The sequence below is a fragment of the Mesorhizobium loti R88b genome (assembly GCF_013170845.1).
GTDB classification, from domain to species: domain Bacteria; phylum Pseudomonadota; class Alphaproteobacteria; order Rhizobiales; family Rhizobiaceae; genus Mesorhizobium; species Mesorhizobium loti_B.
In genome coordinates this window covers 2,393,445-2,415,808 of the sequence record NZ_CP033367.1, presented here as the reverse complement: position 1 = coordinate 2,415,808, position 22,364 = coordinate 2,393,445, and the positions used below count along the sequence as shown (strand labels likewise).

At 63.3% G+C, this 22,364-nt stretch carries 26 protein-coding genes; all 26 read left to right on the top strand.

Annotated elements, in window-relative coordinates:
• Positions 1-5 precede the first annotated feature (5 nt).
• Entirely contained in the window at positions 6-386 is a 381-nt protein-coding gene (gene flgB / locus EB235_RS11765) for a flagellar basal body rod protein FlgB (protein ID WP_027030813.1), read from the top strand.
• A gap of 1 nt (position 387) precedes the next feature.
• The gene (gene flgC / locus EB235_RS11760; RefSeq protein WP_027030814.1) at positions 388-804 is read left to right on the top strand and encodes a flagellar basal body rod protein FlgC; all 417 of its coding nucleotides are present in this window, start codon (positions 388-390) and stop codon (positions 802-804) included.
• Positions 801-1,124 carry a flagellar hook-basal body complex protein FliE gene (locus tag EB235_RS11755; protein ID WP_027030815.1) on the top strand — a complete coding sequence of 108 codons (324 nt, stop codon included), beginning with the start codon at positions 801-803 and terminating at the stop codon, positions 1,122-1,124. The genes flgC and EB235_RS11755 overlap by 4 nt, the downstream gene beginning before the upstream one ends.
• Before the next feature lie 11 nt (positions 1,125-1,135).
• Positions 1,136-1,924 (top strand): flagellar basal-body rod protein FlgG, encoded by a 789-nt coding sequence (flgG, locus tag EB235_RS11750; protein WP_027030816.1) that lies wholly within the window; start codon positions 1,136-1,138, stop codon positions 1,922-1,924.
• Between the two features lie 6 nt (positions 1,925-1,930).
• Positions 1,931-2,479 (top strand): flagellar basal body P-ring formation chaperone FlgA, encoded by a 549-nt coding sequence (flgA, locus tag EB235_RS11745; RefSeq protein ID WP_167334919.1) that lies wholly within the window; start codon positions 1,931-1,933, stop codon positions 2,477-2,479.
• The gene (locus EB235_RS11740; RefSeq protein WP_027030818.1) at positions 2,476-3,717 is read left to right on the top strand and encodes a flagellar basal body P-ring protein FlgI; all 1,242 of its coding nucleotides are present in this window, start codon (positions 2,476-2,478) and stop codon (positions 3,715-3,717) included. The genes flgA and EB235_RS11740 overlap by 4 nt, the downstream gene beginning before the upstream one ends.
• Positions 3,718-3,720: 3 nt before the next feature.
• Entirely contained in the window at positions 3,721-4,308 is a 588-nt protein-coding gene (locus EB235_RS11735) for a MotE family protein (RefSeq protein ID WP_027030819.1), read from the top strand.
• A complete protein-coding gene (gene flgH / locus EB235_RS11730; protein WP_027030820.1) occupies positions 4,305-5,012 on the top strand; it encodes a flagellar basal body L-ring protein FlgH in 708 nt (235 codons plus the stop codon). Before EB235_RS11735 ends, flgH begins: the two co-directional genes overlap by 4 nt.
• 18 nt (positions 5,013-5,030) lie before the next feature.
• Complete coding sequence (locus EB235_RS11725) at positions 5,031-5,522, top strand: flagellar basal body-associated FliL family protein (protein WP_027030821.1); 492 nt, start codon at positions 5,031-5,033, stop codon at positions 5,520-5,522.
• A complete protein-coding gene (gene fliP / locus EB235_RS11720; RefSeq protein WP_027030822.1) occupies positions 5,519-6,250 on the top strand; it encodes a flagellar type III secretion system pore protein FliP in 732 nt (243 codons plus the stop codon). The genes EB235_RS11725 and fliP overlap by 4 nt, the downstream gene beginning before the upstream one ends.
• A gap of 247 nt (positions 6,251-6,497) precedes the next feature.
• Positions 6,498-7,496, top strand: a complete 999-nt coding sequence (locus EB235_RS11715; RefSeq protein WP_027030823.1) for a flagellin — start codon at positions 6,498-6,500, stop codon at positions 7,494-7,496.
• Positions 7,497-7,773: 277 nt separating this feature from the next.
• Positions 7,774-8,841: a flagellin gene (locus EB235_RS11710; RefSeq protein WP_027030824.1), complete on the top strand. Its 1,068-nt coding sequence runs from the start codon at positions 7,774-7,776 to the stop codon at positions 8,839-8,841.
• Between the two features lie 128 nt (positions 8,842-8,969).
• The gene (gene fliF / locus EB235_RS11705) at positions 8,970-10,619 is read left to right on the top strand and encodes a flagellar basal-body MS-ring/collar protein FliF (protein ID WP_027030825.1); all 1,650 of its coding nucleotides are present in this window, start codon (positions 8,970-8,972) and stop codon (positions 10,617-10,619) included.
• A gap of 3 nt (positions 10,620-10,622) precedes the next feature.
• The gene (locus tag EB235_RS11700) at positions 10,623-11,249 is read left to right on the top strand and encodes a hypothetical protein (protein ID WP_027030826.1); all 627 of its coding nucleotides are present in this window, start codon (positions 10,623-10,625) and stop codon (positions 11,247-11,249) included.
• On the top strand, positions 11,246-12,631 hold the full coding sequence (locus EB235_RS11695; RefSeq protein ID WP_027030827.1) for a MotB family protein: 1,386 nt from the start codon (positions 11,246-11,248) through the stop codon (positions 12,629-12,631). The genes EB235_RS11700 and EB235_RS11695 overlap by 4 nt, the downstream gene beginning before the upstream one ends.
• Positions 12,628-14,001: a chemotaxis protein MotC gene (locus EB235_RS11690; RefSeq protein WP_027030828.1), complete on the top strand. Its 1,374-nt coding sequence runs from the start codon at positions 12,628-12,630 to the stop codon at positions 13,999-14,001. The genes EB235_RS11695 and EB235_RS11690 overlap by 4 nt, the downstream gene beginning before the upstream one ends.
• Positions 14,002-14,225: 224 nt before the next feature.
• Positions 14,226-15,377, top strand: a complete 1,152-nt coding sequence (locus EB235_RS11685) for a flagellar hook-length control protein FliK (RefSeq protein WP_245268821.1) — start codon at positions 14,226-14,228, stop codon at positions 15,375-15,377.
• Positions 15,307-15,894, top strand: a complete 588-nt coding sequence (locus EB235_RS11680; RefSeq protein WP_051429669.1) for a transglycosylase SLT domain-containing protein — start codon at positions 15,307-15,309, stop codon at positions 15,892-15,894. The genes EB235_RS11685 and EB235_RS11680 overlap by 71 nt, the downstream gene beginning before the upstream one ends.
• A 225-nt stretch (positions 15,895-16,119) precedes the next feature.
• Positions 16,120-16,788 carry a response regulator transcription factor gene (locus EB235_RS11675; protein WP_027030831.1) on the top strand — a complete coding sequence of 223 codons (669 nt, stop codon included), beginning with the start codon at positions 16,120-16,122 and terminating at the stop codon, positions 16,786-16,788.
• Positions 16,789-16,867: 79 nt separating this feature from the next.
• The gene (locus EB235_RS11670; RefSeq protein WP_027030832.1) at positions 16,868-18,127 is read left to right on the top strand and encodes a flagellar hook protein FlgE; all 1,260 of its coding nucleotides are present in this window, start codon (positions 16,868-16,870) and stop codon (positions 18,125-18,127) included.
• Between the two features lie 27 nt (positions 18,128-18,154).
• On the top strand, positions 18,155-19,609 hold the full coding sequence (flgK, locus tag EB235_RS11665; protein WP_027030833.1) for a flagellar hook-associated protein FlgK: 1,455 nt from the start codon (positions 18,155-18,157) through the stop codon (positions 19,607-19,609).
• 3 nt (positions 19,610-19,612) lie between these two features.
• Positions 19,613-20,656: a flagellar hook-associated family protein gene (locus tag EB235_RS11660; protein ID WP_027030834.1), complete on the top strand. Its 1,044-nt coding sequence runs from the start codon at positions 19,613-19,615 to the stop codon at positions 20,654-20,656.
• Positions 20,657-20,688: 32 nt separating this feature from the next.
• Positions 20,689-21,036 (top strand): flagellar biosynthesis regulator FlaF, encoded by a 348-nt coding sequence (flaF, locus tag EB235_RS11655; RefSeq protein WP_027030835.1) that lies wholly within the window; start codon positions 20,689-20,691, stop codon positions 21,034-21,036.
• Positions 21,033-21,476 (top strand): flagellar biosynthesis repressor FlbT, encoded by a 444-nt coding sequence (flbT, locus tag EB235_RS11650; RefSeq protein ID WP_027030836.1) that lies wholly within the window; start codon positions 21,033-21,035, stop codon positions 21,474-21,476. Before flaF ends, flbT begins: the two co-directional genes overlap by 4 nt.
• Positions 21,476-21,883: a flagellar hook assembly protein FlgD gene (flgD, locus tag EB235_RS11645; protein ID WP_027030837.1), complete on the top strand. Its 408-nt coding sequence runs from the start codon at positions 21,476-21,478 to the stop codon at positions 21,881-21,883. The genes flbT and flgD overlap by 1 nt, the downstream gene beginning before the upstream one ends.
• Positions 21,884-21,896: 13 nt before the next feature.
• Complete coding sequence (fliQ, locus tag EB235_RS11640; RefSeq protein ID WP_013893193.1) at positions 21,897-22,163, top strand: flagellar biosynthesis protein FliQ; 267 nt, start codon at positions 21,897-21,899, stop codon at positions 22,161-22,163.
• Positions 22,164-22,364 lie beyond the last annotated feature (201 nt).

The window sequence follows — 22,364 nt, the reverse complement described above, 5'->3', positions numbered from 1 at the left end:
TTCTCATGGAGCCCGTTTCCCTTTTCGATCTCGCCGCCAAGCAAGCGCAGTGGCTTTCCGTGCGCCAGTCGGCGATCGCCGGCAACATCGCCAACGCCAACACGCCGGGTTACACGGCCAACGATGTCGAGCCTTTCGAAAAGGTGCTCGACCGCACGGCGGTGTCGCTGCAAACCACCGAGGCCGGCCATCTCGGCAGCGCAGCCACCAATGCCGGCTTCACCATCAAGCCGCAGGAAGACGATGGCGTGGTCCTGCCGTCCAAGAACTCGGTCGTGCTTGAAGACCAGCTTCTCAAGGCCGGCGAGGTACGCCGTTCCTTCGAACTCAACACAGCCATCGTCAAGGCATTCCACTCGATGATGATGATGGCGGTGAAGAGCTGACATGGACGCACTGACCGCAGCCCTGAAAGTCGCAGCATCCGGCCTCGGCGCCCAGTCCGAGCGCCTGCGCGTGGTCTCGGAAAACCTCGCCAACGCCCAGTCGACCGGCACCACGCCCGGCGCCGACCCCTATCGCCGCAAGACCATCAGCTTTGTCTCCGAGCTCGACCGGGCCTCCGGCAGTTCGACGGTTGAAGTGAATTCGATCGATCGCGATCCGAGCGCCTTTCCGGTGGAGTTCCAGCCTGGCAACGAAGCCGCCGACGAAAAGGGTTACGTCAAGATGCCCAACGTCAACGTGCTGATCGAAATGGCCGACATGACCGAGGCCAACCGCTCCTACGAGGCCAACCTGCAAGTCGTGAAGCAGGCGCGCGACCTCATTTCCATGACCATCGACCTGATGAGGAACCAATGATCGTCAACGGCATCGGCGCGCTTAACCTGAAGCCAGGGCTGGGCGATACGGCGACCGACCTGCTGCAGGGCGGTGTCGCGCCCGCGACTGCAGGCAATCTTGGCACCTCCTTTGCCGAAGCGGTGAGCCAGGCGGCCGCCAAGACCGTCAACACGATGCAGAATGCCGAACAGGTGTCGCTCCAGGCGCTCAAGGGCGATGCCGATACCCGTCAGGTCGTCGACGCGGTGATGAGCGCGCAGCAGGCGTTGCAGACCGCCGTCGCCATCCGCGACAAAGTTGTTTCCGCCTATCTCGAAGTCAGTCGAATGGGCATTTGAGGAGTTAGGGCATGAAAGCACTCGCCATCGCCGCCACCGGCATGAATGCCCAGCAGACAAATCTGGAAGTCATCGCCAACAACATCGCCAACATCAACACCACCGGCTACAAGCGGGCTCGCGCCGAATTCTCCGACCTGCTCTACCAGGTCGACCGCACGCAAGGCGTGCCCAACCGCTCCAACGCCTCACTGGTGCCGGAAGGCGTCTCGATCGGCCTCGGCGTCAAGACGACGGCCGTGCGCAATGTCCACACCCAGGGCGAGCTGACCAGCACCGGCAACAGTTTCGACATGGCGCTGACCGGCCGCGGCTGGTTCCAGATCGAGGGGGCTGACGGCGGCACGCTCTACAGCCGCGCCGGCGCCTTCAACACCAACGCCACCGGCCAGCTGGTGACGGTGGACGGCGCCAGCGTCATTCCGGCCATCACCGTGCCGACCGATGCCGTCGAGGTCATCGTCAACAAGACCGGCCAGGTCTTTGCCCGCATCGACGGCCAGACCGCTCTTCAGAGCCTCGGCCAGCTCCAGATCGCCAACTTCGCCAACGAGGCTGGTCTCGCACCACTCGGCGACAATCTGTTCCAGGAAACGTCGGCCTCCGGCCCCGCCAATGTCGGCGTTCCCGGCGATCCCGGCTTCGCCACCATCCAGCAAGGCTATCTCGAGGCTTCCAATGTCGACCCGGTCAAGGAAATCACCGAGCTGATCTCGGCGCAGCGCGCCTATGAGATGAATTCCAAGGTGATCCAGGCCGCCGACGACATGGCCTCGGTCGTCTCGAAGAACCTGAGGTAACGGATGATGGGCATGCCGATCTCCTGCTCCGCATTCCGCCGCACCGCGCTCGTACTTGCGCTGGTGGCCGGCGGCATGCCGGCTTTTGCCCAGGAGTCGGCAAGCCAATCCACTGGCCAATCCACTGGCCAATCCGCCGCCCAGATCGCCAGCAACCAACCTGCCGGTGAGGTCGTGCTGATCCCCAACCGGGTCATCTACCCCGGCGAGACCATCGAGCTTGCCGCGCTGAAGCAGGTGACGCTCATTCCTGGTAAGCACAAGCCAGACGCCATGGCGACCAACGCCGAGGAACTCCAGGGCAAGATCGCCAAGCGCACGCTGCTGCCCGGCCGCTACATTCCCTCCGCCGCCATTCGCGAAGCCTGGCTGGTCGACCAGGGCGCTGCCGTGCAGGTCTTCTTCATCGCTGGTGGACTGACGATATCGGCCACTGCCGTGACGTTGCAGCCGGGTTCGGCCGGCGACCTCATCAAGGTTCGCAACAGCGACAGCGGCAAGATCCTTTCTGGCACGGTGATGGCCGACGGAACCATCCAGGTCAGCTCTTCATGATGCGCCCGCTTGCCCTTTTGCTTGCGGCTGTGCTCGGCCTGCAGCCGGCGTTCGCCGACGGCCTGACACCCAAGGCCAAGCGCGAACTCGCCGCCAAGAATGGCGGCGTCTACGACGATCCCGAATATGACCCCGCCACCACCGCCCGCATGTTCCGCGTTTCACCGGGGCCAAGCTCGCTGCCGCCGGGCCAGGTCGCCTCGCGCATCAAGGACATTGCCGAGCTGCAGAGTTCGCGCGACAACCAGCTCGTCGGCTACGGCTTGGTCATCGGCCTCGCCGGCTCGGGCGACAGCCTGCGCAATTCGCCGTTCACCGAACAGTCGATCCGCGCCATGCTCGAAAATCTCGGCATCGCCACCGAAGGTGGCAGTGCGCGCGCCAAGAACGTCGCCGCCGTCATCGTCACCGCCAATATGCCGCCCTACGTGCAGTCGGGCGCCCGCATCGACATCGACGTGTCCTCGATGGGCGACGCCACATCGCTTGCCGGCGGCACGCTGATCATGACGCCGCTGAAGGCGGCGGACGGCGAGATCTATGCCGTCGGCCAGGGCGCGGTCATCGTTTCCGGCTTCGTCGCCCAGGGTCAGGCCCAGCAATTGACGCAAGGCGTGCCTACCGCCGGCCGGGTGCCGAACGGCGCCATCGTCGAGCGTTCGGTGAAAGCCGAGTTTGACGACCAGTCGACGCTGACGCTGCAATTGCGCAATCCCGATTTTTCGACCGCAATCCGTATCGCTGATGCCATCAACGACTACACCAGCCAGCGTTTCGGCATGCGCGTGGCGGGCGAGCGCGATTCCCGCACCGTCCAGATCAGGCGGCCAAAGAACGTTTCGGCGGCCCGCTTCTATGCCGAAATCGAGAATCTGGTGGTCGAATCCGACACCCCGGCCCGCGTCGTCATCGACGAGCGCACCGGAACCATCGTTATCGGCAACGACGTCAAGATCTCGCGCGTCGCCATCAGCCACGGCACGCTGACGGTACGCATCACCGAAGCGCCGCGCGTCGTGCAGCCCGAACCCTTCTCCAAGGGCGAAACCGCCGTCGAACCGTTCACCGCCATCGACGCCAGCCGGCCCAATGGCCGCGTCGCGGTGCTTGACGGGCCTGACCTGCAAACCCTCGTTTCCGGCCTCAATCGTCTCGGCGTCAAGCCGGACGGCATCATTGCCATCCTGCAAGGCATCAAGTCGGCCGGCGCCCTGCAAGCCGATCTGGTTCTCCAATAGGCCATGCCGATGATCCCTTCCCTCTCACCCAACCAAAGACGCCGCTCCAGCGCGATCCTGTTTGCGGCCGTTGCGCTCGCGGCTATGTCTATTGCCAGTGGCGGCGCGCACGGCGAGGATGCCGTTCGCCAGGTTCTGCCCGGCGCGCAGCCCGCGGTGGCACCGCAGCAGCTGGCGCCGGAAAAGGCGCCTGACCAGAGCGAGATCGAGCGCTTCTGCTCCAACATAGCCGACGCTGCCCGCGACCGCCGCTATCAGCTGCAGGCGGAAGAACTGAAGCAGCTCCAGGCCGGCATCGACGAGCGCATGAAGGCCCTGGACGCCAAGAAGGCCGAATACGAAACCTGGCTGAAGCGACGCGAGGTCTTCCTGGCCCGGGCCGAGGATGGTGTCGTCCAGATCTATGCCGGTATGAAGCCGGATGCCGCGGCCGAACGTCTGGCAATCGTCAATGCCGACCTCGCCGCGGCCATCCTGATGAAGCTCGATTCACGCAAGGCCAGCGTCATTCTCAACGAAATGGACCAGAAGGCGGCGGCGACGCTCACCGGCATCATGGCCAGCGCAGCCCGAAGGGTAGACCCGTCATGATCCGCAGAATGCTCATCCTGTGCGCGGTAGCGGCGCTGTCCGGCTGCGGCACCAACCTCAAGGAGGTCGGCAGGGATCCGGCGATGTCTCCCGTAGGTTCCGGCATCGACGGCGGCAATACCTCTTCCCTCTACAAATACCCCCAGCCACCTCGGGGGCCCGTGAAGAAGTTCTCGCTGTGGGACGACCGCCAGAGCCGACTGTTCACCGATCCTCGCGCGCTGTCGCAGGGCGACATTCTCACGGTCAAGATTTCCATCAACGACAGGGCCAACTTCAAGAACCAGAACGACCGAAGCCGAACCGCCAACCGCAAACTTGGTTACGACATCAGCGCGCAATGGGACAAGCTGAGCACCGCTGGCAAGGGCTCAGGCGCTCTCTCGTCCGGCACGGACACAACTGCCGACGGCGAGATCAAGCGATCCGAAACGCTTGAGCTCAATGTCGCCGCCATCGTCACCGACGTGCTGCCCAACGGCAACCTGATGATCAGCGGCTCGCAGGAAGTGCGCGTCAATGCCGAGCTCAGGGTGCTGACCATCGCCGGCATCGTGCGGCCGGCCGATATCGGTGCGGAAAACACGATCCCCTATGAACGCATCGCCGAGGCGCGCATCTCCTACGGCGGACGTGGACGCATCACCGAGATCCAGCAGCCCGCCTACGGCCAGCAGGTTCTCGATCAGGTTCTTCCGTTCTAGGGATTGGAGAACAACACCGTGGCCAATGTCGAACAGGTGCAGCCGCGCAAGGGTCCTTCCCTTGTCGTCCAGCTGGCCATGCTGCTCGTGGTGACGGCCGCCGCCATCGGCATGGGCTGGATGTCGGGCGGCTATCTCAAGGGCGTCGGCGCACCGTCATCGGTACCGGTTGCGCCTGAAAATGAAGGCAAGGTCGATCAGCCCGCCGCCGCAAAAGAGCCAGGCACGGGGCAGACACTCGTCGCGCTGGCGCCGATCACCACCAACATCGCTTCGCCCGACACCTGGATCAGGATGGAAGTGTCGGTGGTCTATGACGCGCCGCAGCTGCCAGCGATGGCTGAAGACATCCAACAGGACCTTCTGGCCTATGTCCGCTCCCTGAAGATGCATCAGATCGAGGGCGCCAGCGGTTACCAACACCTGAAGGCAGATCTCGAGGAACGCGCCTCGATCCGCAGCCAGGGCCACGCCAAACAGGTTCTCATCAGGACATTGCTGCTCGAATGAGAAAATTCCTTCTCGCTATCGCACTAATCGGTGCCGCCACCTCCGTTGCGGCGGCGCAGCAGTTGGACCTCGGTGGCATCGGCAAGGCCGACGGCACCACCGTTGGCTACATCATCCAGATGTTCGGCCTGCTGACCGTGCTGTCGGTGGCGCCGGGCCTGCTGATCATGGTGACGAGCTTCACCCGTTTCGTCATCGCTTTCTCGATCCTGCGTGCCGGCATCGGCCTGCAGTCGACGCCGGCAAACCTGATCCTGATTTCGCTGTCGCTGTTCATGACCTTTTATGTCATGGCGCCGACCTTCGATCAGGCCTGGAACACCGGCGTCAAGCCGCTGATGGACAACCAGATCAGCCAGACCGAGGCCTTCGAGAAGATTTCGGATCCGTTCCGCACCTTCATGCTGCACAATGTGCGCGACAAGGACTTCGACCTGTTCGCGGACCTTGCCCGCGAGCGCGGCCAGGTCGTGGCCAAGGAGACGGTCGACCTGCGCATCCTGGTGCCAGCCTTCATGATCTCCGAGATCCGGCGCGGCTTTGAGATCGGCTTCCTGATCGTGCTGCCATTCCTGGTCATCGACCTGATCGTGGCCACCATCACCATGGCGATGGGCATGATGATGCTGCCACCGACCGTGGTGTCGCTGCCGTTCAAGATACTGTTCTTCGTCCTGATCGACGGCTGGAACCTGCTCGTCGGAAGCCTGGTGCGTTCCTTCAACTGATCCCGCGCTCCCAGCTTGAGGCCTGGACTGCCCGGAAGAACCGGGCGGTGGCCGAGACGGCGTCGAATTTCTCTCCAAATTATTTTCGATTAACCGTCCGATTTAGCCCTTTGGTAGGGACTCGCCGCCATAGTCGCTCGCAGATGGCGGGTGACCCAAACGCAACGGTCATTGGCATGATGCCGCTCCGTCATACCGGACAATCCGGTATGCCAAAAACACCTGTAAAAACAAGGTACGAGTAGCCATGGCCAGTATCATGACCAACGCTTCGGCGTTGACCGCTCTGCAGAGCTTGAATGCCACCCAGAAGAACCTCGACACCACCCAGGCCCGCATCTCGACGGGTTATCGCGTCTCCCAGGCTTCCGACAACGCCGCTTACTGGTCGATCGCCACCACGATGCGCTCCGACAACCAGGCCATGTCCACCGTTTCGGACGCGCTCGGCCTCGGCGCCTCGAAGGTCGACACCGCCTACACCGGCATGAGCAGCGCGATCGACACCATCAACCAGATCAAGGTCAAGCTGACCGCGTCGTACGGCCAGACGGACGCCGACAAGGCAAAGACCCAGACCGAAATCGCCGCGCTGCAGAAGCAGCTGAAGTCGTATGCCGATGGCGCCACCTTCTCCGGCACCAACATGCTCTCCGTCAACAGCGGCACGGCTACGGCTGCAGCCGACGTCAAGATCGTTTCGGCCTTCAATCGCGACGCTTCCGGCGCTTCTTCGATCTCGACGATCGACGTCAACGTGGAAAGCACAAAGCTTTATGAAGCCGGCACCACCGCAGGCACGGCCAAGGGCATCCTCGACGCCGACCGCCTCGGCAGCACCGGTGCCATCACCACCACTGCGGCGGCCCCGACGGCGGGCGCTGCGTCAGCGGCCGGCGACACCTATTCGGTCGCCACGCTGAAGGTCTACGACACGACCACCGGCAAGGGCTTCAGCGACTCGCAGATCGCCGACCAGATGAAGGTCGTCGACGCCGCGCTGAAGGACATGACCAACGCCGCCACCACGCTCGGCGCCGCCAAGAGCTCCATCGACCTGCAGAAGACCTTCACGCAGAGCCTGATGGACTCCATCGACCGCGGCGTCGGCCAGCTCGTCGATGCTGACATGAACAAGGAATCGACCCGCCTCCAGGCCCTGCAGGTCCAGCAGCAGCTCGGCGTCCAGGCGCTGTCGATCGCCAACGGTTCCTCGCAGTCGATCCTGTCGCTCTTCCGCGGCTGATCTCTCGCTTTCAAACGACTACGCCAACCGAACGGGCCGCGCCAAAAGCGCGGCCCGTTTTGCGTTTGCTCCAGCCCCGCGCAACGCTCGTTTCCTTAACTCTCGAAAGCAGGTCTTTAACAGACCATTAACCATGTCGCCTTAGATATGGTTAACCAATAGCTTACATCGGATCGGCGAATCGGCCTGATTGGCACGACGGCGATCCATAGGCGGGCCGATCCGGCCCGTGAGGGTTATGCCGGTGAGGGCCGGCCTTGGAAAAGGAGCGAGTTTCTTGGCGAGCATCATGACGAACGCTGCGGCGTTGACTGCACTTCAAAGCCTAAACGCCACCAACAAATCGCTTGAGCAGACGCAGGCTCGAATCTCGACGGGCTACAGGGTATCCCAGGCGTCCGACAACGCCGCCTACTGGTCGATCGCCACGACGATGCGCTCCGACAACCAGGCGCTCTCGACGGTGCAGGATGCGCTCGGCCTCGGCGCTTCGAAAGTCGATACCGCCTACACCGGCATGAACAACGTCCTGACCACGATCGGCAACCTCAAGACCAAGCTGCTTTCGACCATCGGCCAGACGGATGCCGCCAAGGCTAAGACGCAGACCGAAATCACGGCACTGCAGGCGCAGATGAAGTCGTTTGCCGACGCGGCCACTTTCTCCGGCTCGAACTATCTGTCGGTGACGTCCAAGCAGGTCGCCGCCCCCAATGACGGCGTCCAACCTGACTCCCAGATCGTCTCCTCGTTCAACCGCTCCTCGTCCGGCGCCATCTCGCTCGGCACGATCAATATTGATGTCGAGAGCACCAAGTTGTTCGACAGCGGGCTTTCCACCGATGTCAAGAACCAAGGCATTATCGACCGCAAGACGTCCGTCTACGCGACGGCGGCCGCCCAGAACCTGTACGACACCGCCTATGCGGCTGCGATCGCCGGCGGCGGCACGGACATCGCCGCCAACACCGCTGGACAAACGGCGGCAGGGGCGGTCGCCAAGGTCGACAACGTCTCCGCCTTCAATGTCGACATCACGGCATCAGGCGTGACCGACGACATCATCACCCAGATGGTCAACAAGATCGACAAGGTCATGAGCCAGTTGACCGACTCGGCCACCATCCTCGGTTCGGCAAAGAGCTCTATCGACCTGCAGAAGACTTTCACCCAAAGCCTGATGGACTCCATCGACCGCGGCGTTGGCCAGCTCGTCGATGCCGACATGAACAAGGAATCGACCCGCCTCCAGGCGCTGCAGGTCCAGCAGCAGCTCGGCATCCAGTCGCTGTCGATCGCCAACAGTTCCTCGCAGTCGATCCTGTCGCTGTTCAAGAACGGCTAATCTCCACTTAGCTGAGGGATCTCCTCCTCAAATCGATGGGCCGCGCCGCAAGCGCGGCCCATTTCATTTTCGCACAAGCTTCGAGGGCTAGTGTTCCGGCGGACAGTCATGCTGGGAGTCGCTCAATCGTGCCGGAACAGATCCAGAGCATCATTTCGAATCTCCGTGGCTTTGGCGTCAGGCGCCTTGCCATGCTGGCCGGCATCGCCGTGCTGGTGATGGGTGTCATCGGCATCGCTTCGGTCTATCTCAACCGCCCGGCCTACGACACGCTCTATGTCGGGCTCGACCGCGCCGACGTGAACCAGATCGGACTGGTGCTGGGCGAGGCCGGCATCGGCTTCGACGTCGGCGCCGACGGAACCTCCGTGCTGGTGCCGGCCGGCACCACGGCGCAGGCGCGCATGCTGCTTGCCGAAAAGGGCCTGCCGACCAGCGCCAATGCCGGCTACGAGCTGTTCGACAATGTCGGCGCGATGGGCCTGACCTCCTTCATGCAGCAGATCACCCGCGTGCGCGCGCTCGAAGGCGAGATTGCCCGCACGATCCAGTCGATATCGGGGATCAAGGCGGCGCGCGTCCACATCGTCATGTCCGAACGCGCCAATTTCCGCCGCGACGAACAGCAGCCCTCCGCATCCGTCGTCATCCGCTATGCCGGCACCGATGCCGAGAAAAGCGCCCAGTCGATCCGCCATCTCGTCGCCGCCGCTGTTCCCGGCCTGTCGGCCGACAAGGTGACGGTGCTCGATTCCAACGGCAATCTGCTGGCCGCTGGCGATGATCCCTCCAACACCAGTGCCGCCCGCACGCTTGGCGTCGAGCAGACCGTGGAGGCGCAGATCGGCGACAACATCCGCCGTGCGCTCGCACCCTATCTCGGACCCGACAATTTCCGCGCCAGCGTCAAGGCCGATGTCAACACCGACACCCGCCAGACCGAGGAGACGATCTTCGATCCGAATTCTCGCGTCGAGCGCTCGGTGCAGTCGGTGCGTGCCAACGAGAACAGCAACCAGAAGCAGGCGTCGACCCCGGCCAGCGTCGAGCAGAACCTGCCGGAGACCCAGGCGACCAGTACCGACGGCCCGCAGACGACCTCGGCGAACGACCGCAAGGAAGAGATCACGAATTACGAGATCAACTCCAAGAAGGTCGCCACCGTCTCCAACGGCTACACCGTCACCAAGATGTCGATCGCCGTCGTCGTCAACCAGGACCGGCTCAAGGCGATCCTGGGCAAGGACGCGACACCCGAACAGATCGCCAAGCGCGTCGCCGAAATCCAGAAAATGGTGAGCTCCGCTACTGGCTTCGACGACAAGCGCGGCGACGTCATCGACGTCTCGGCGGTCGAGTTCATCGACGGGCTGGATGGCGAGGCCATCCCGCAGGCTGGAATGCTCGATTCCATCGGCCAGCATGCCGGCACGATGATCAATGCCGGTGCCTTCATCATCGTGGTGTTCCTGGTCGCCTTCTTCGGCTTGCGGCCGATGGCGGCGGCGCTGACGGCAAAGGCGACACCCGCCTTGGCTGGGCCAAATTTCGATGAGGTCCAGCGTTCGCTGCCGACACCGGAGGCAGCCGCATCCGCTGATGCGGCGGCCAACACCGGCGCCTTGCCCGGTTCGCGGTCCGGCCGCACGCCGCTCGATGACCTTCGCCAGAAAATCAGGCCGGCACCACAGGAGCGGCTCGCTCGAATGGTCGACCTCAACGAGGAGCGCACCGCGCAGATCTTGCGCAAATGGGCAGCCCAGGAAGTAGCGGCATAGACCATGGCCTCCGCAGCCCTTTTCGATCTTCTCCCTGACTTCGGCACGCGCGCGCAGCGCGTCAGCCAGCCTCAGGCAGCGACCGACCCTCAGCACAAGCCGGAGCCGGCGGCTCCACAGGCCGATATCGGCACACTGATCGCCGAGGCGGTTGCCCAGGCTGAGGCAACGCTTGCAGAACGGCTCGTCGCTGCCCATGACGCAGCGCTGGAAGCCGAACGCCAGGCGAATGCCGAGGAAGCAAGAGCCTTTCTCGAAAGCATCGGCGGTGATGTCGGCAAGGCGGTTTCGCTGCGTATCGACGCCATGGAGGCGCGCGTGACGGACCTCGTCGCGGCCACGGTCGCCCGCATCATCGGCGGCGTTGTCAGTGACGATCTGCAGAAGCGCTCGCTTGAAGCGCTCGCCGGCGCGATTCGCGAAGCCGCCGGCGATGGCGAAGCGGTGCGCATTGCCGTGCGCGGGCCGCTGTCGCTGTTCGAAACGCTGAAGGCATCGCTTGGGCCACGCGCTGCAAATCTCGACTTCGTCGAGGCGCCCGGCTTCGACCTGACCGTGACCATTGACGAGGCCGTGTTCGAGACACGCATGGCCGAATGGTCGGCAACCCTTTCGGAGGTCTTGTCGTGAGTGTCGCCGATGCCGATCATGGCAGGCACGAGATCATCATCGTGCGGCGCGCCCATGGCGACGACGATGAAGGCCACCATGGTGGTGTCTGGAAGATCGCCTTTGCCGACTTCATGACCGCGATGATGTGCTTCTTCCTGGTCATGTGGCTGATCAATGCCGCCAACGAACAGACCAAGGCGGCGGTCGCCAGCTACTTCAATCCGGTAAAGCTGGTCGACCGCAATTCGAGCCGCAAGGGCCTTGAAGATCTTGGCGACGGGCCGAGCGCGATCGGCACGACAGCCCCGAACCCGCAGCAGGCGACAGCCAAGGCTGGCCAGGGCGGCAATGGTGAGGCCGGTTCATCCGACCGCAAGCAGGACAAGCAGGAGCCACAGCAGCCGCAACAATCCGACGATCATCTCTTCGCAGACCCTTACGCGGTGCTTTCGGAAATCGCCACCGATACCGGCACCATGCAGAATGTCAGCCAGAAGGGTGATGGCGGCGCGCAGAGCGCCGGTCCAGCGACTGGCGCCTCCGGCGGCGCATCCTACCGCGATCCCTTCGAGCCCGACTTCTGGTCGCAGCAGGTCGCCACGCCAATCGCCGAGGCAAGTGCCCAGCGCCCCAAGATCGAGGGCGATCCGCTCAAGCCCGGCGACAAGACTGCGGAGGCGCAGATTGCCAAGGTCAAGGCCGTGCCGCCGGCACCGCCCATCGAGGATGCACCACTCGAGCCTTTGGCGAAGGATGGCAAGATTGCGATGGCCTCGGCCAAGTCTAGCGATGCCAAGGTTAGCGATGCCAAGTCTGGCGATGCCAAGTCTGGCGATGCCAAGGCCAGCGACACCAAACGGGCGGACACCAAGGCGGAAGCTGCCGCGGCGCAGGAAGCCGCAAAGCCTGAAGCCGCGGAAAAAGCACCGACCGCGGCAGCCCTGAAAGCGGCCGCCGACGTCAAGCAGCAGCTGGCCGATGCCTTCAAGCCCGGCGACAAGCTGCACGATGGCGTCTCGGTCGAAGCCACCGACAAGGGCGTCGTCATTTCGATCACCGATCAGCTCGACTTCGGCATGTTCGAAGTTGGCTCCGCGGTGCCCAGCCGCGAGCTGGTGCTGGCGATGGAGAAGATCGGCCGCATCGTCAACAGCCAGAAGGGCACCATCAGCATCAACGGCCACACCGATGCGCGCCCCTTCCGCAGTGCCACCTACGACAATTGGCGGCTGTCGACGGCGCGTGCGCATTCCGCCTACTACATGCTCGTGCGCGGCGGCGTTGACGAACGCCGCATCACCGAGGTCGCCGGCTTCGCCGACCGCCAGCCTAAGGACCCCACCGATCCCCTGTCGGCGGCCAACCGCCGCATCGAAATATTGATGACGAGCGGCGGATGAAGCGGGCGGCCGTCACCAGCCGGCTGATGGGCCTGTTGCTGCTGGCCGCCGGATATCCGTCGGCCGGCTTTGCAGAGGATACGCTGCAGCCGTATCAGCTGGTGCGCTCGCTGCAGCTCATCCAGGACCGTATCGCCGCCGGCGATCACGCCGCGATGCCGATGCAGGCCAAGCTGCTCGAAATGACCGATGCGCGGCTGCGCCAAGCAGATGCCGAGGACTTCAAGGACCCCAGGAATTTTCGCGCGCTGCTGGTCTACGGCATGAGCGGCGGCAACCCGGCGACCGTCGAAGGGGCAGTGTCTCGCGCCACGTCGATTGATGCCCAGGACCTTGCGATCGCGAAGGGCATTATAAATTATCTGGTCGGCCGGCCGGCCGGTGCGATCGACGTTCTGAAGCCGATTGATCCTATGACATTGCCTAGCGATCTGGGCGCCTTCCTTGCCTTGGTCAAAGGGTCGCTGCTGGCGACGGATGAGCCGGCTACCGCGCTCACGCTGCTCGACGAGGCCAGGCTGCTTAGCCCCGGCACGCTGGTCGAGGAAGCGGCCTTGCGGCGTTCGGTCGGCATTGCCGTGGCGCAAGGCGATGCGGCACGGTTCGCGCTTGCCTCCACCCAGTATGTCGAGCGCTATCTCTATTCGCCCTATGCCAGCCAGTTCGCCGACTCCTTTGTCTCGGGCGTCATCGCGCTGCATATGTCGATCAGCCAGGACAAGCTGGCCGACATCACCTCGATGATGGATCCCGAGCGCGAAACGGTGATTTATCTGCGCATCGCCCGCCGTGCCGCGATCGACGGGCTGAGCGACTTGTCGGCCTTCGCCTCGGCGCGCGCCGTTAAGGGTCGCGACGGCAACACCAACCAGGGGGATCCGCGCGCCCTGCTCTACTCCAGCCTGTCCACAGTGACCTCCGGCACGATCGAGGATGTGCGCACCAAGCTCGGCAAGATCGACCGCAGCAGACTGTCGGACGGTGACCGTGCCTTGCTCGACGCGGCCCAGGCGATCGCCGGTGAAGTGGTGGCGCCGCCAGCTTCCCTTCCGGCCACGAATCCGCCACCCGCAGCCGTTGCGCCGCAGCCCGAACCCGAGGTCGCCAACGCACAGGCCGCCGACGCGGCCGGATTGCCGCCCGTCGAGGGCGCTGCCTCCGAACAGCCCGCCCTCGCGCCATCCGGTGGCACAGCGGTCACTGTGCCGAGCGCGCCGAAGCCTTCTACAGATGCGGCGACCGTCCTGCCGGCATCAGCGCCTGCGGCTTCAGCCAACGCCGACACGACTGACCCGACCGACGCCGCCATGATGAAAACCCGTCGACAGCTCGACCTGATCGACCAGATGCTTGGAGCCGCCCCGAAATGACCCCCAGCCTCGGTCCGGCCCTGCCAGGATTTACCGCCGCACGCACAACGGCGGAACAGCCGGCCGCGCCCGGAAAGAATGATGCTGGTTTCGGCAAGATGGTGGATGGCGGCGCAAGCTCTGCCCACCCGGAAAAACAGCCGGCGAAAGACGCCGGGCCGCGCGACCCGCGCTGGAGCAAGCTTGCAGCTGGCCTTGCGGCGCAAGCCGGCGAGGATGAACCGATGCCGGCCGGCAAGGCAAGCACCACGCCGAGCGGATTGACGGCTGCGAAATCCACGAAAGACGGCAAGGACGTTGGGGCGGGCAAGGACGCCGACACCGAAAAATCGGCGACCGACGCAGGCGCAACGCCACTCGACGATCATCTGCCGCTGCTGATGGCGTTCCATGATCTGCGCCATTTCTCGACATCGGCCAAGTCGGCGGCTGCGGGCGAAGCCGGACAGGACCCGGCACCCGACGGGCAGGTCCTGCCGAAGGCCTATCAGCCGAAATCCGTCACCGGGCACGACGACCTTGAGCCCATGTCGAAACCTGAGCGGGTGTCGCTCGTCGACGGCCCGCTGACGAAGCTCGACGGCCAGTCCCTCCGCAATGCCGCCGCCGGCGCACCACGGCGTGACAATGCAACCCCTGCTGGCCCGCTGCCCGAGGCGCCGGCAGCCGACGTGCCGGGCGTCGATCAGAAGCAGGCAGCGCCGCAGCTGAAGTCCATTGCCGACGTTCAGTCCTCCTTGCGGTCGGAGCCAGGAAAACAGCTCTCGGCGCAGGCGCGCATCGACGTGGTTTCCGAGCGCAGCTTCCCGGCCCCGCCACAGGCGCCGATGAGCCAGGCAACGCTTAACGTAATCAATGCCGTAGCGGCCGATGTTGGCACAAAGCAAGCGTTCTCGACGGCCTCCGCGACCACCCAGCTGGCCAACTCTGTTGCCGTTCCGACACATGTGTTGAAGATCGAACTTCACCCGGCCGAGCTGGGCGTGGTCACGGCCCATCTGCGCCTCTCCGGAGAACAACTCTCGATTGAACTGAAGCCCGAAACGCACGATGCCTACCGCCGCCTTTCCAGCGACAGCGAGGCGATCGTCAAGTCTCTGCGCGGCCTGGGTTTCGAGGTCGACAAAGTCACCATCCTGCAACCGTCAGTGGCCATTCCGGCTACAACCCGGACGGATGCAACCGCTTCGCTGACCGCCGCACCTGGCCGCGACCAGTCATCCTTTCAGCCCGGAAACTCCAGCGGCGGCAACAGTGGAGCCGGCGGCCAGCAACCGGGCCAGCAGTCCGCAAGGGGTAACCATGATGACGCGCAAGCACACGGCCGCGCCGCTTCGCCTTCTCGCGAGCGCACTGGCAGCGATATGTTTATCTAGCCTCGCAAACAGCGCCGCTGCCGCCACCAATCCCTGCGAGCCCGAGATTCTGCGCGCCGCCGACCGGTACGGCGTGCCCGCCGGCATCCTCTATGCCGTCGGCCTGACCGAAACCGGAAAGAAGGGCAGCCTTCAGCCTAACGCCTTGAATATAGAGGGGAAAGCGGTATTCCCAAGAAGCCGCGCCGAAGCCCTTGCCACCTTCGCCAATGCGCAGCGCGAGGGCAAGACACTGATCGATCTCGGCTGCATGCAGATCAACCACCACTACCACGCTTCGCACTTCCGCAGCGTCGAGGACATGCTCGACCCGCGCCAGAACGTCGACTACGCGGCGCGTTTCCTGGCCGATCTTCATGCCCGCCACGAAACCTGGTCGATGGCTGTTGCCCGCTATCATGCCGGTCCCGACAACGACCCGGCACAGAAGGTCTATGTCTGCCGGGTGATTGCCAACATGGTCGCCACCGGCTTTGGCAAGTGGACCACCAACGCTCGCGCCTTCTGCAACCCGTAAGCGTATCTTCTGCTTCTAATACACCAATTCGGGCACTTCGCGGCTGTCTGTTTTGACTTGATCAAGACTTGCCACCCCAAGCATATCTGGCTGCACGCTAATGCAACCGGTACGATTCCAGACTCCCAAGAAACTAGTTACAAGAAATGACGGTTGTTCAGGATTCCCGCCAGCGGTTACGCCTTTCCCCACGGGGCAGATGTGCTGATTCGGAAGGTGGGGCCGATGATTGTTATCGTGGACGAGCGAGAGCTCGTGACAGACGGATACAATTCACTTTTTGATCGCGAGGGCGTCGCCTGCGCGGGCTTCGCGCCCGGCGAATTCGGCGAGTGGGTGAACTCGGCCGCCGATACCGATCTGCGCTCGGTCCGCGCCTTCCTCATCGGTGACTGCCGCGAAGGCACGATCTCTCCACGCCAGATCCGCGATCGCACCGGAGCTCCAGTCATTGCGCTGAGCGAACAGCATTCCCTGGAAAACACGCTGCGGTTGTTCGAGAGCGGCGTCGACGACGTCATCCGCAAGCCCGTTCATATCAGAGAGATCCTGGCCCGCATCACCGCCATCCGCCGCCGCGCCCAGGAAGACGTCGCCTATACCGAGATCGGCGCCATGCGCATCTTCATGGACGGCCGCGACCCCGAGATCGACGGCCAGCCGCTGCCCTTGCCGCGCCGCGAACGCCGCATACTCGAATATCTGGCGAGCAACCGCGGCCGCCGCGTCACCAAGACCCAGGTCTTCAACGCCATCTACGGCATCTTCGACGAAGAGGTCGAGGAGAACGTGGTGGAAAGCCACATCAGCAAGTTGCGCAAGAAGCTGCGCGAGAAGCTGGGTACCGACCCGATCGATTCCAAACGCTTCCTCGGCTACCGGCTGGTGTTCTGATGCATGGCCGCGCCAGCTTCGCGCAAGACAGGACGCGTAGCCTCGCAGCCAGTGGCATGGACATAGCGGAGACGTTTCGATGAGCCTCTACGGAATGATGCGGACCGGCGTTTCCGGAATGAACGCACAGGCCAATCGCCTTTCGACGACAGCCGACAACATCGCCAATTCCGACACCACTGGTTACAAGCGGTCTTCGGCCGAATTTTCGACGCTGATCATGCCGTCGACGGGTGGCGCCTACAATTCCGGCGGCGTCACCACCACGATCCGGCAGGCGGTCAGCGATCCGGGCGTGCTGCAGTACACGACCTCGGTTTCCGACCTCGCCGTCAGTGGCGATGGCTTCTTCGTCGTCCAGGATCCGAGCGGCACACCTTTCCTGACCCGCGCCGGCGCCTTCGTTCCCGACGCACAGGGCAGGCTGGTCAACGCGGCCGGTTTCCAGTTGATGGCCTACAGCTACGCCAATGGCACGCCGGCAGCGACGGTGAATGGTTTCGAAGGCCTGGAGCCGGTCGTCATCTCTGATCAGGGATTGACCGCAACGCCGAGCACCACGGGCAGTTACAGTGGCAATCTGCCGGCGGGTGCGACACCGGTCGCCGCAGGCAACCTGCCCAGCGCCAACGCCGCCACCGCGCAGTACACCTCGAAATCGTCGATGGTCGCCTATGACAATCTCGGCAACAAGAAGCTGCTCGACGTCTATTTCACCAACACCGGTGCCGGCACCTGGGAAGTGGCGGTCTTCGACCAATCGAAGGCAACGCCTGGAACCGGATTCCCTTATGCCGCCGGCGGCGCGCTCGGCTCAGCCAACCTGACGTTCGACACCACCACCGGCAAGCTGACCGGCACACCCACAGGCATTTCATTCACCGTGCCGGGCGGCGCCAGCCTCAATCTCGACCTGTCGAAGCTGACACAGCTGGGGACCGGCTTCACCGTTTCCGACGCCCAGGTCAACGGCAACGCGCCGAGCACCATCGACAAGATCCAGATCAGCAAGGATGGTACCATCTACGCCCAATTCAAGGACGGCACTTCGAAAGCGCTCTACAAGATTCCGCTGGCCGACGTGCAGAGCCCTGACCAGCTCAAGGCGCTGCCAGGCAATGTCTACGCGCAAGGCACCGACTCCGGTGCGGTCCGTGTCGGCTTTGCCAATGAAGGCAAGGCCGGCTCGATCATCTCCGGCGCGCTCGAAAATTCCAACGTCGATATCGCCGAAGAGCTGACCGACATGATTGCGGCACAGCGCAGCTACACCGCCAATTCGAAAGTCTTCCAGACCGGTTCCGATCTGATGGACGTCCTTGTCAACCTGAAGAGATAAACCGGGCTTCGCCCGTGAAAGACCAGCATGTCGCTTTCCTCCGCACTGAGCATCGCCCAATCGGCGCTTCTGGCCACCTCGCGGCAGACAAGCGTTGTCACGCGCAACGTGGCGGACGCCAACAATCCGGACTATTCACGCCGCATCGCGCTGGTCACCAGCACGACGCCTGGCGCGCGTTCGGTTGATATTCAGCGCGCAACCAACGACCTGCTGTTCCGTCAGAACCTCGGCGCTCTGTCCGCCTACGCCGGCCAGAGCGCGCTCTACAGCGGCATGGATCAGCTCGACGTTTCGGTGAATGGCGTCGACAATGCGTCCTCGCCCTCGACCGCGATCGGCAATCTGCAGCAGGCGCTGCAGCTCTACGCCACCTCGCCGTCCAACCAGAACCTTGGCTCGAGCGTCATCGACGCGGCCAAACAGGTCGTGCGCTCGCTGAATGATGGTTCCAAGGCCATTCAGGATTTCCGCACCCAGACCGACGCCCAGATCGACACGGCCGTCAAGGACCTCAACTCGCTGCTCAGCCAGTTCCAGGATGCCAACACCGCCGTCATGTCCGGAACCCGTTCCGGCACCGACGTTTCCGACGCGCTCGACCAGCGCGACGCATTGCTGAAGAAGATCGCCAACTACATTCCGGTCTCGACCTTCACGCGTGGCGACAATGACATGGTCATCACCACGGGTGACGGCACGACATTGTTCGAGACGATACCGCGCACGGTGAGCTTCACGCCATCGGCCGGCTATGCCGCCGGAGCCCCCGGCAACACCGTTTATATCGACAATGTACCGGTCTCGGCCGGCACCGGCGGCAACACCACCGCCAGCGGCACGATTGCCGGCCTGCTGCAGTTGCGCGACGGCGTCGCCTCGACCATGCAGAGCCAGCTTGACGAAACCGCGCGCGGCCTGATCACCGCCTTTGCAGAAACCGCACCATCAATGCCAAACGCCGCCGGCCTGTTCACCTGGTCGGGCGCGCCGGCAGTGCCGGCCGCTGGCACGCTCGTCAATGGCCTTGCTGGAACGATCAAAGTCAATGCCGCTATGGATCCCAGCGCCGGCGGCAATCCGACATTGCTGCGCGACGGTGGCGCCAACGGTGCCGCCTATGTCGCCAACACCACGGGCGGGGCTTCATACTCCAACCTTCTGGTTGCCTATGGCGACCAGCTCGACAAGCCGATGCCGTTCGATCCTTCGGCCGGAATTTCGGCAACATCCAGCGTCTCCGACTATGCTGCCAATTCGATCGGCTGGCTGCAGGGTGTGCGTCAGCAGGCTTCGACCGCCGCCGATGCCAAGGAAGCCCTGGCGCAGCGCAGCGCCGATGCCTTGTCCAACGCAACCGGCGTCAATGTCGACCAGGAAATGTCGCTGATGCTGGACCTCGAGCACACTTACCAGGCATCAGCCCGGATGATGAAAACCGTTGACGACATGATGACGGCGCTGTTCAGCGCGGTGGGATAAGCCATGACTTCAGTCTCTACTGCTGCCCTTACCAATGCCATGCGCTATCAGCAGATGCGCATGCAGTCCGACCTGGTCAAAGCCACGAAGGAATCTTCGACCGGCAAGGTCGCCGACGTTGGACTGGCGCTTGGCGGCCGCACCGCCCAGTCCGTCACCTTCTCGCGCGATCTCGACCGGCTCAACGTCATCGTCGATTCCAACGGACTGGTCGCCGCCCGGTTGTCATCGACGCAGACCTCGCTCAGCCAACTCTCGGGAGTGGCGCAGAACTTCCTGTCCAGCCTGACATCGGCGTCATCTGGGGATTCCTCGCAGAGCCTGACCCAGTCGGCTGGCAAGACCACCATCCAGCAACTCGGCTCGATCCTCAACACCAGCGTCAACGGCGAATATCTGTTCGCCGGCACCAACACCGACGTCAAGCCGATCAACGATTTCACGGCCGCCGGGTCTCCCGCCAAGGCGGCCTTCGACGCCTCCTTTGTCACCAAGTTCGGCTTCACACCCGATGATCCGGCCGCCGCCAACATCACCGCGGCCCAGATGGACGATTTCATCACCAACGATGTCACACCGCAGTTCATGGGCGCGGGCTGGCAGGCCAACATGTCGAATGCCACCGACCAGCAGATCGTCAGCCGCATCGCGCTCAACGAAACCACCGAGACCTCCACCGGCGCCAACAGCGACGGCATCAAGAAGCTTGCAATGGCGGCCGCCATCGTCACCAGCCTGATGTCAACCAACATCAGCCAGGCAGCCAAGGACACCATCGTCAGCCGGACGCAGACAATGGTCGGCGAATCGCTGAGCGGCATCGCCCAGGTCCAGTCGCAGACCGGCATCGTGCAGAAGCGGGTGTCCGACGCCAGCGACCGCATGAAGACGCAGACCGACCTGTTTGAGCGCCACATACTCGACCTCGAATCGGTCGATCCGGCGGAAGCCGCGACCCGCGTCGCCAATCTGACGCAGCAGATCGAAAACTCCTTTGCGCTGACGGCACGCCTCCAGCAGCTCAGCCTGCTGAATTACCTGACCTGAGAACACTCTGAACCGGATCGGTAGAGCTAACGATGTACCAATACTCCTACGCTGACATCCAGAGCACTTCCGTCTCGGACGCCAAGGATCGTGAGCGTGAGCTCCTGACCCGTTCCATCGACATGCTGTCGGCTGCAGCAGCGGCCGGTCATAGTTCGATGGAGGCGGTGGAAGCGCTGCATTTCACCATGCGGGTCTGGACAGCCTTCGTCGAGGATCTCGGCTCGAGCGACAATGCGCTTCCCAAGGAACTGCGCGCCAATTTGATTTCCATCGGCCTGTGGCTGCTGCGCGAGACAGAGGATATCCGCCAGGGTCGCACCAACAATTTCGAAGGGCTGATCGAAGTGTCCCAGATCATCCGCGACGGCATTCAATGACCAACACGCTGAAGATATCGCTGAAACCCAACGAGAAGATCTACATCAACGGCGCCGTCATCCGTGTCGACCGCAAGGTTACCATTGAACTGATGAACGACGTGCAGTTCCTGCTCGAAAGCCATGTGATACAGGCCGACGACGCCTCGACGCCGCTCAGGCAGCTCTACTTCATCGTGCAGGTGATGCTGATCAATCCCGCCGGTGCCGGCGAGGCGCGCGAGATGTTCCGCCGCTCGCTGCCGCTGCTCATCGCAAGCTTCGAAGACGCTGATATCTGCAGCGGCCTGAAGCAGATCGACCGCATGGTCGGCGAGGATCATATCTACGAGGCACTGAAGGCGATCCGTTCGCTTTATCCTCTCGAACGCCGCGCTCTTGGCGGCAATGACGATGTTCCGGGCGCCGCGCGCCCGCTGGCCGTGGGAGCAAGCTACTAATGACCGTGGACATGACGACGACGATACCGGTTGGTGCCAACCAGACCAGCACGCAGACCTCCAAGACAGCTGTCGACTACAACTCGTTCCTGAAGCTTCTGATCGCCGAGATGAAGAATCAGGATCCGACCAAGCCGATGGATTCGACACAATATGTCGCCCAGCTCGCCACCTTCTCGCAGGTCGAGCAATCGGTGCAGACCAACACCAAGCTCGACCAGATCATGCAATCGTCGGCGCTGTCGCAGGCCGATGCTCTCATCGGCCGCAACATCACCTCGGCCGACGGCAAGACCACCGGCACGGTGGCCTCGGTGACGCTTGGCAGCAACGGACTGATCGCGGTGCTGCAGGATGGCACCACGGTTCCCGTCGGCGCAGGCGTGTCGATCAAGCCGGCAAGCTAGGCCAACCTCCGACATGAACGAGGCCGACGCACTCGACATCGTCCAGTACGCGGTGTGGACGGTGCTGACCGCGTCCGCTCCGGTGGTGCTGGTCGCCATGGCGGTCGGCATCGGCATCGCCCTTATCCAGGCGCTGACCCAGGTCCAGGAAATCACCTTGACCTTCGTGCCGAAGATCGTCGCCATCATGTTGGTGGTGGCGCTCACCGGCCCGTTTATCGGTGGCCAGATATCGGCCTTCACCAACGTCATCTTCGAGCGCATCCAGAACGGGTTCTGAACCGTTCGAGGGAAAAGCTCCGGAGCCTCCGCAATTGCTTGAACCAGCCCTCCGCTTGCGGCTTGCCCGGTTCCGGCTCTAGCTCTTTGTTTGGACGCAACTCCGGACGGAAAACCGTTTCACACTTTTCCTAGAGTTGCTCTAGATTGCGGTGTCAGCCACTCCGGCCCGGTGATCGTTCAGTCCCAATGGCTTCCCGCA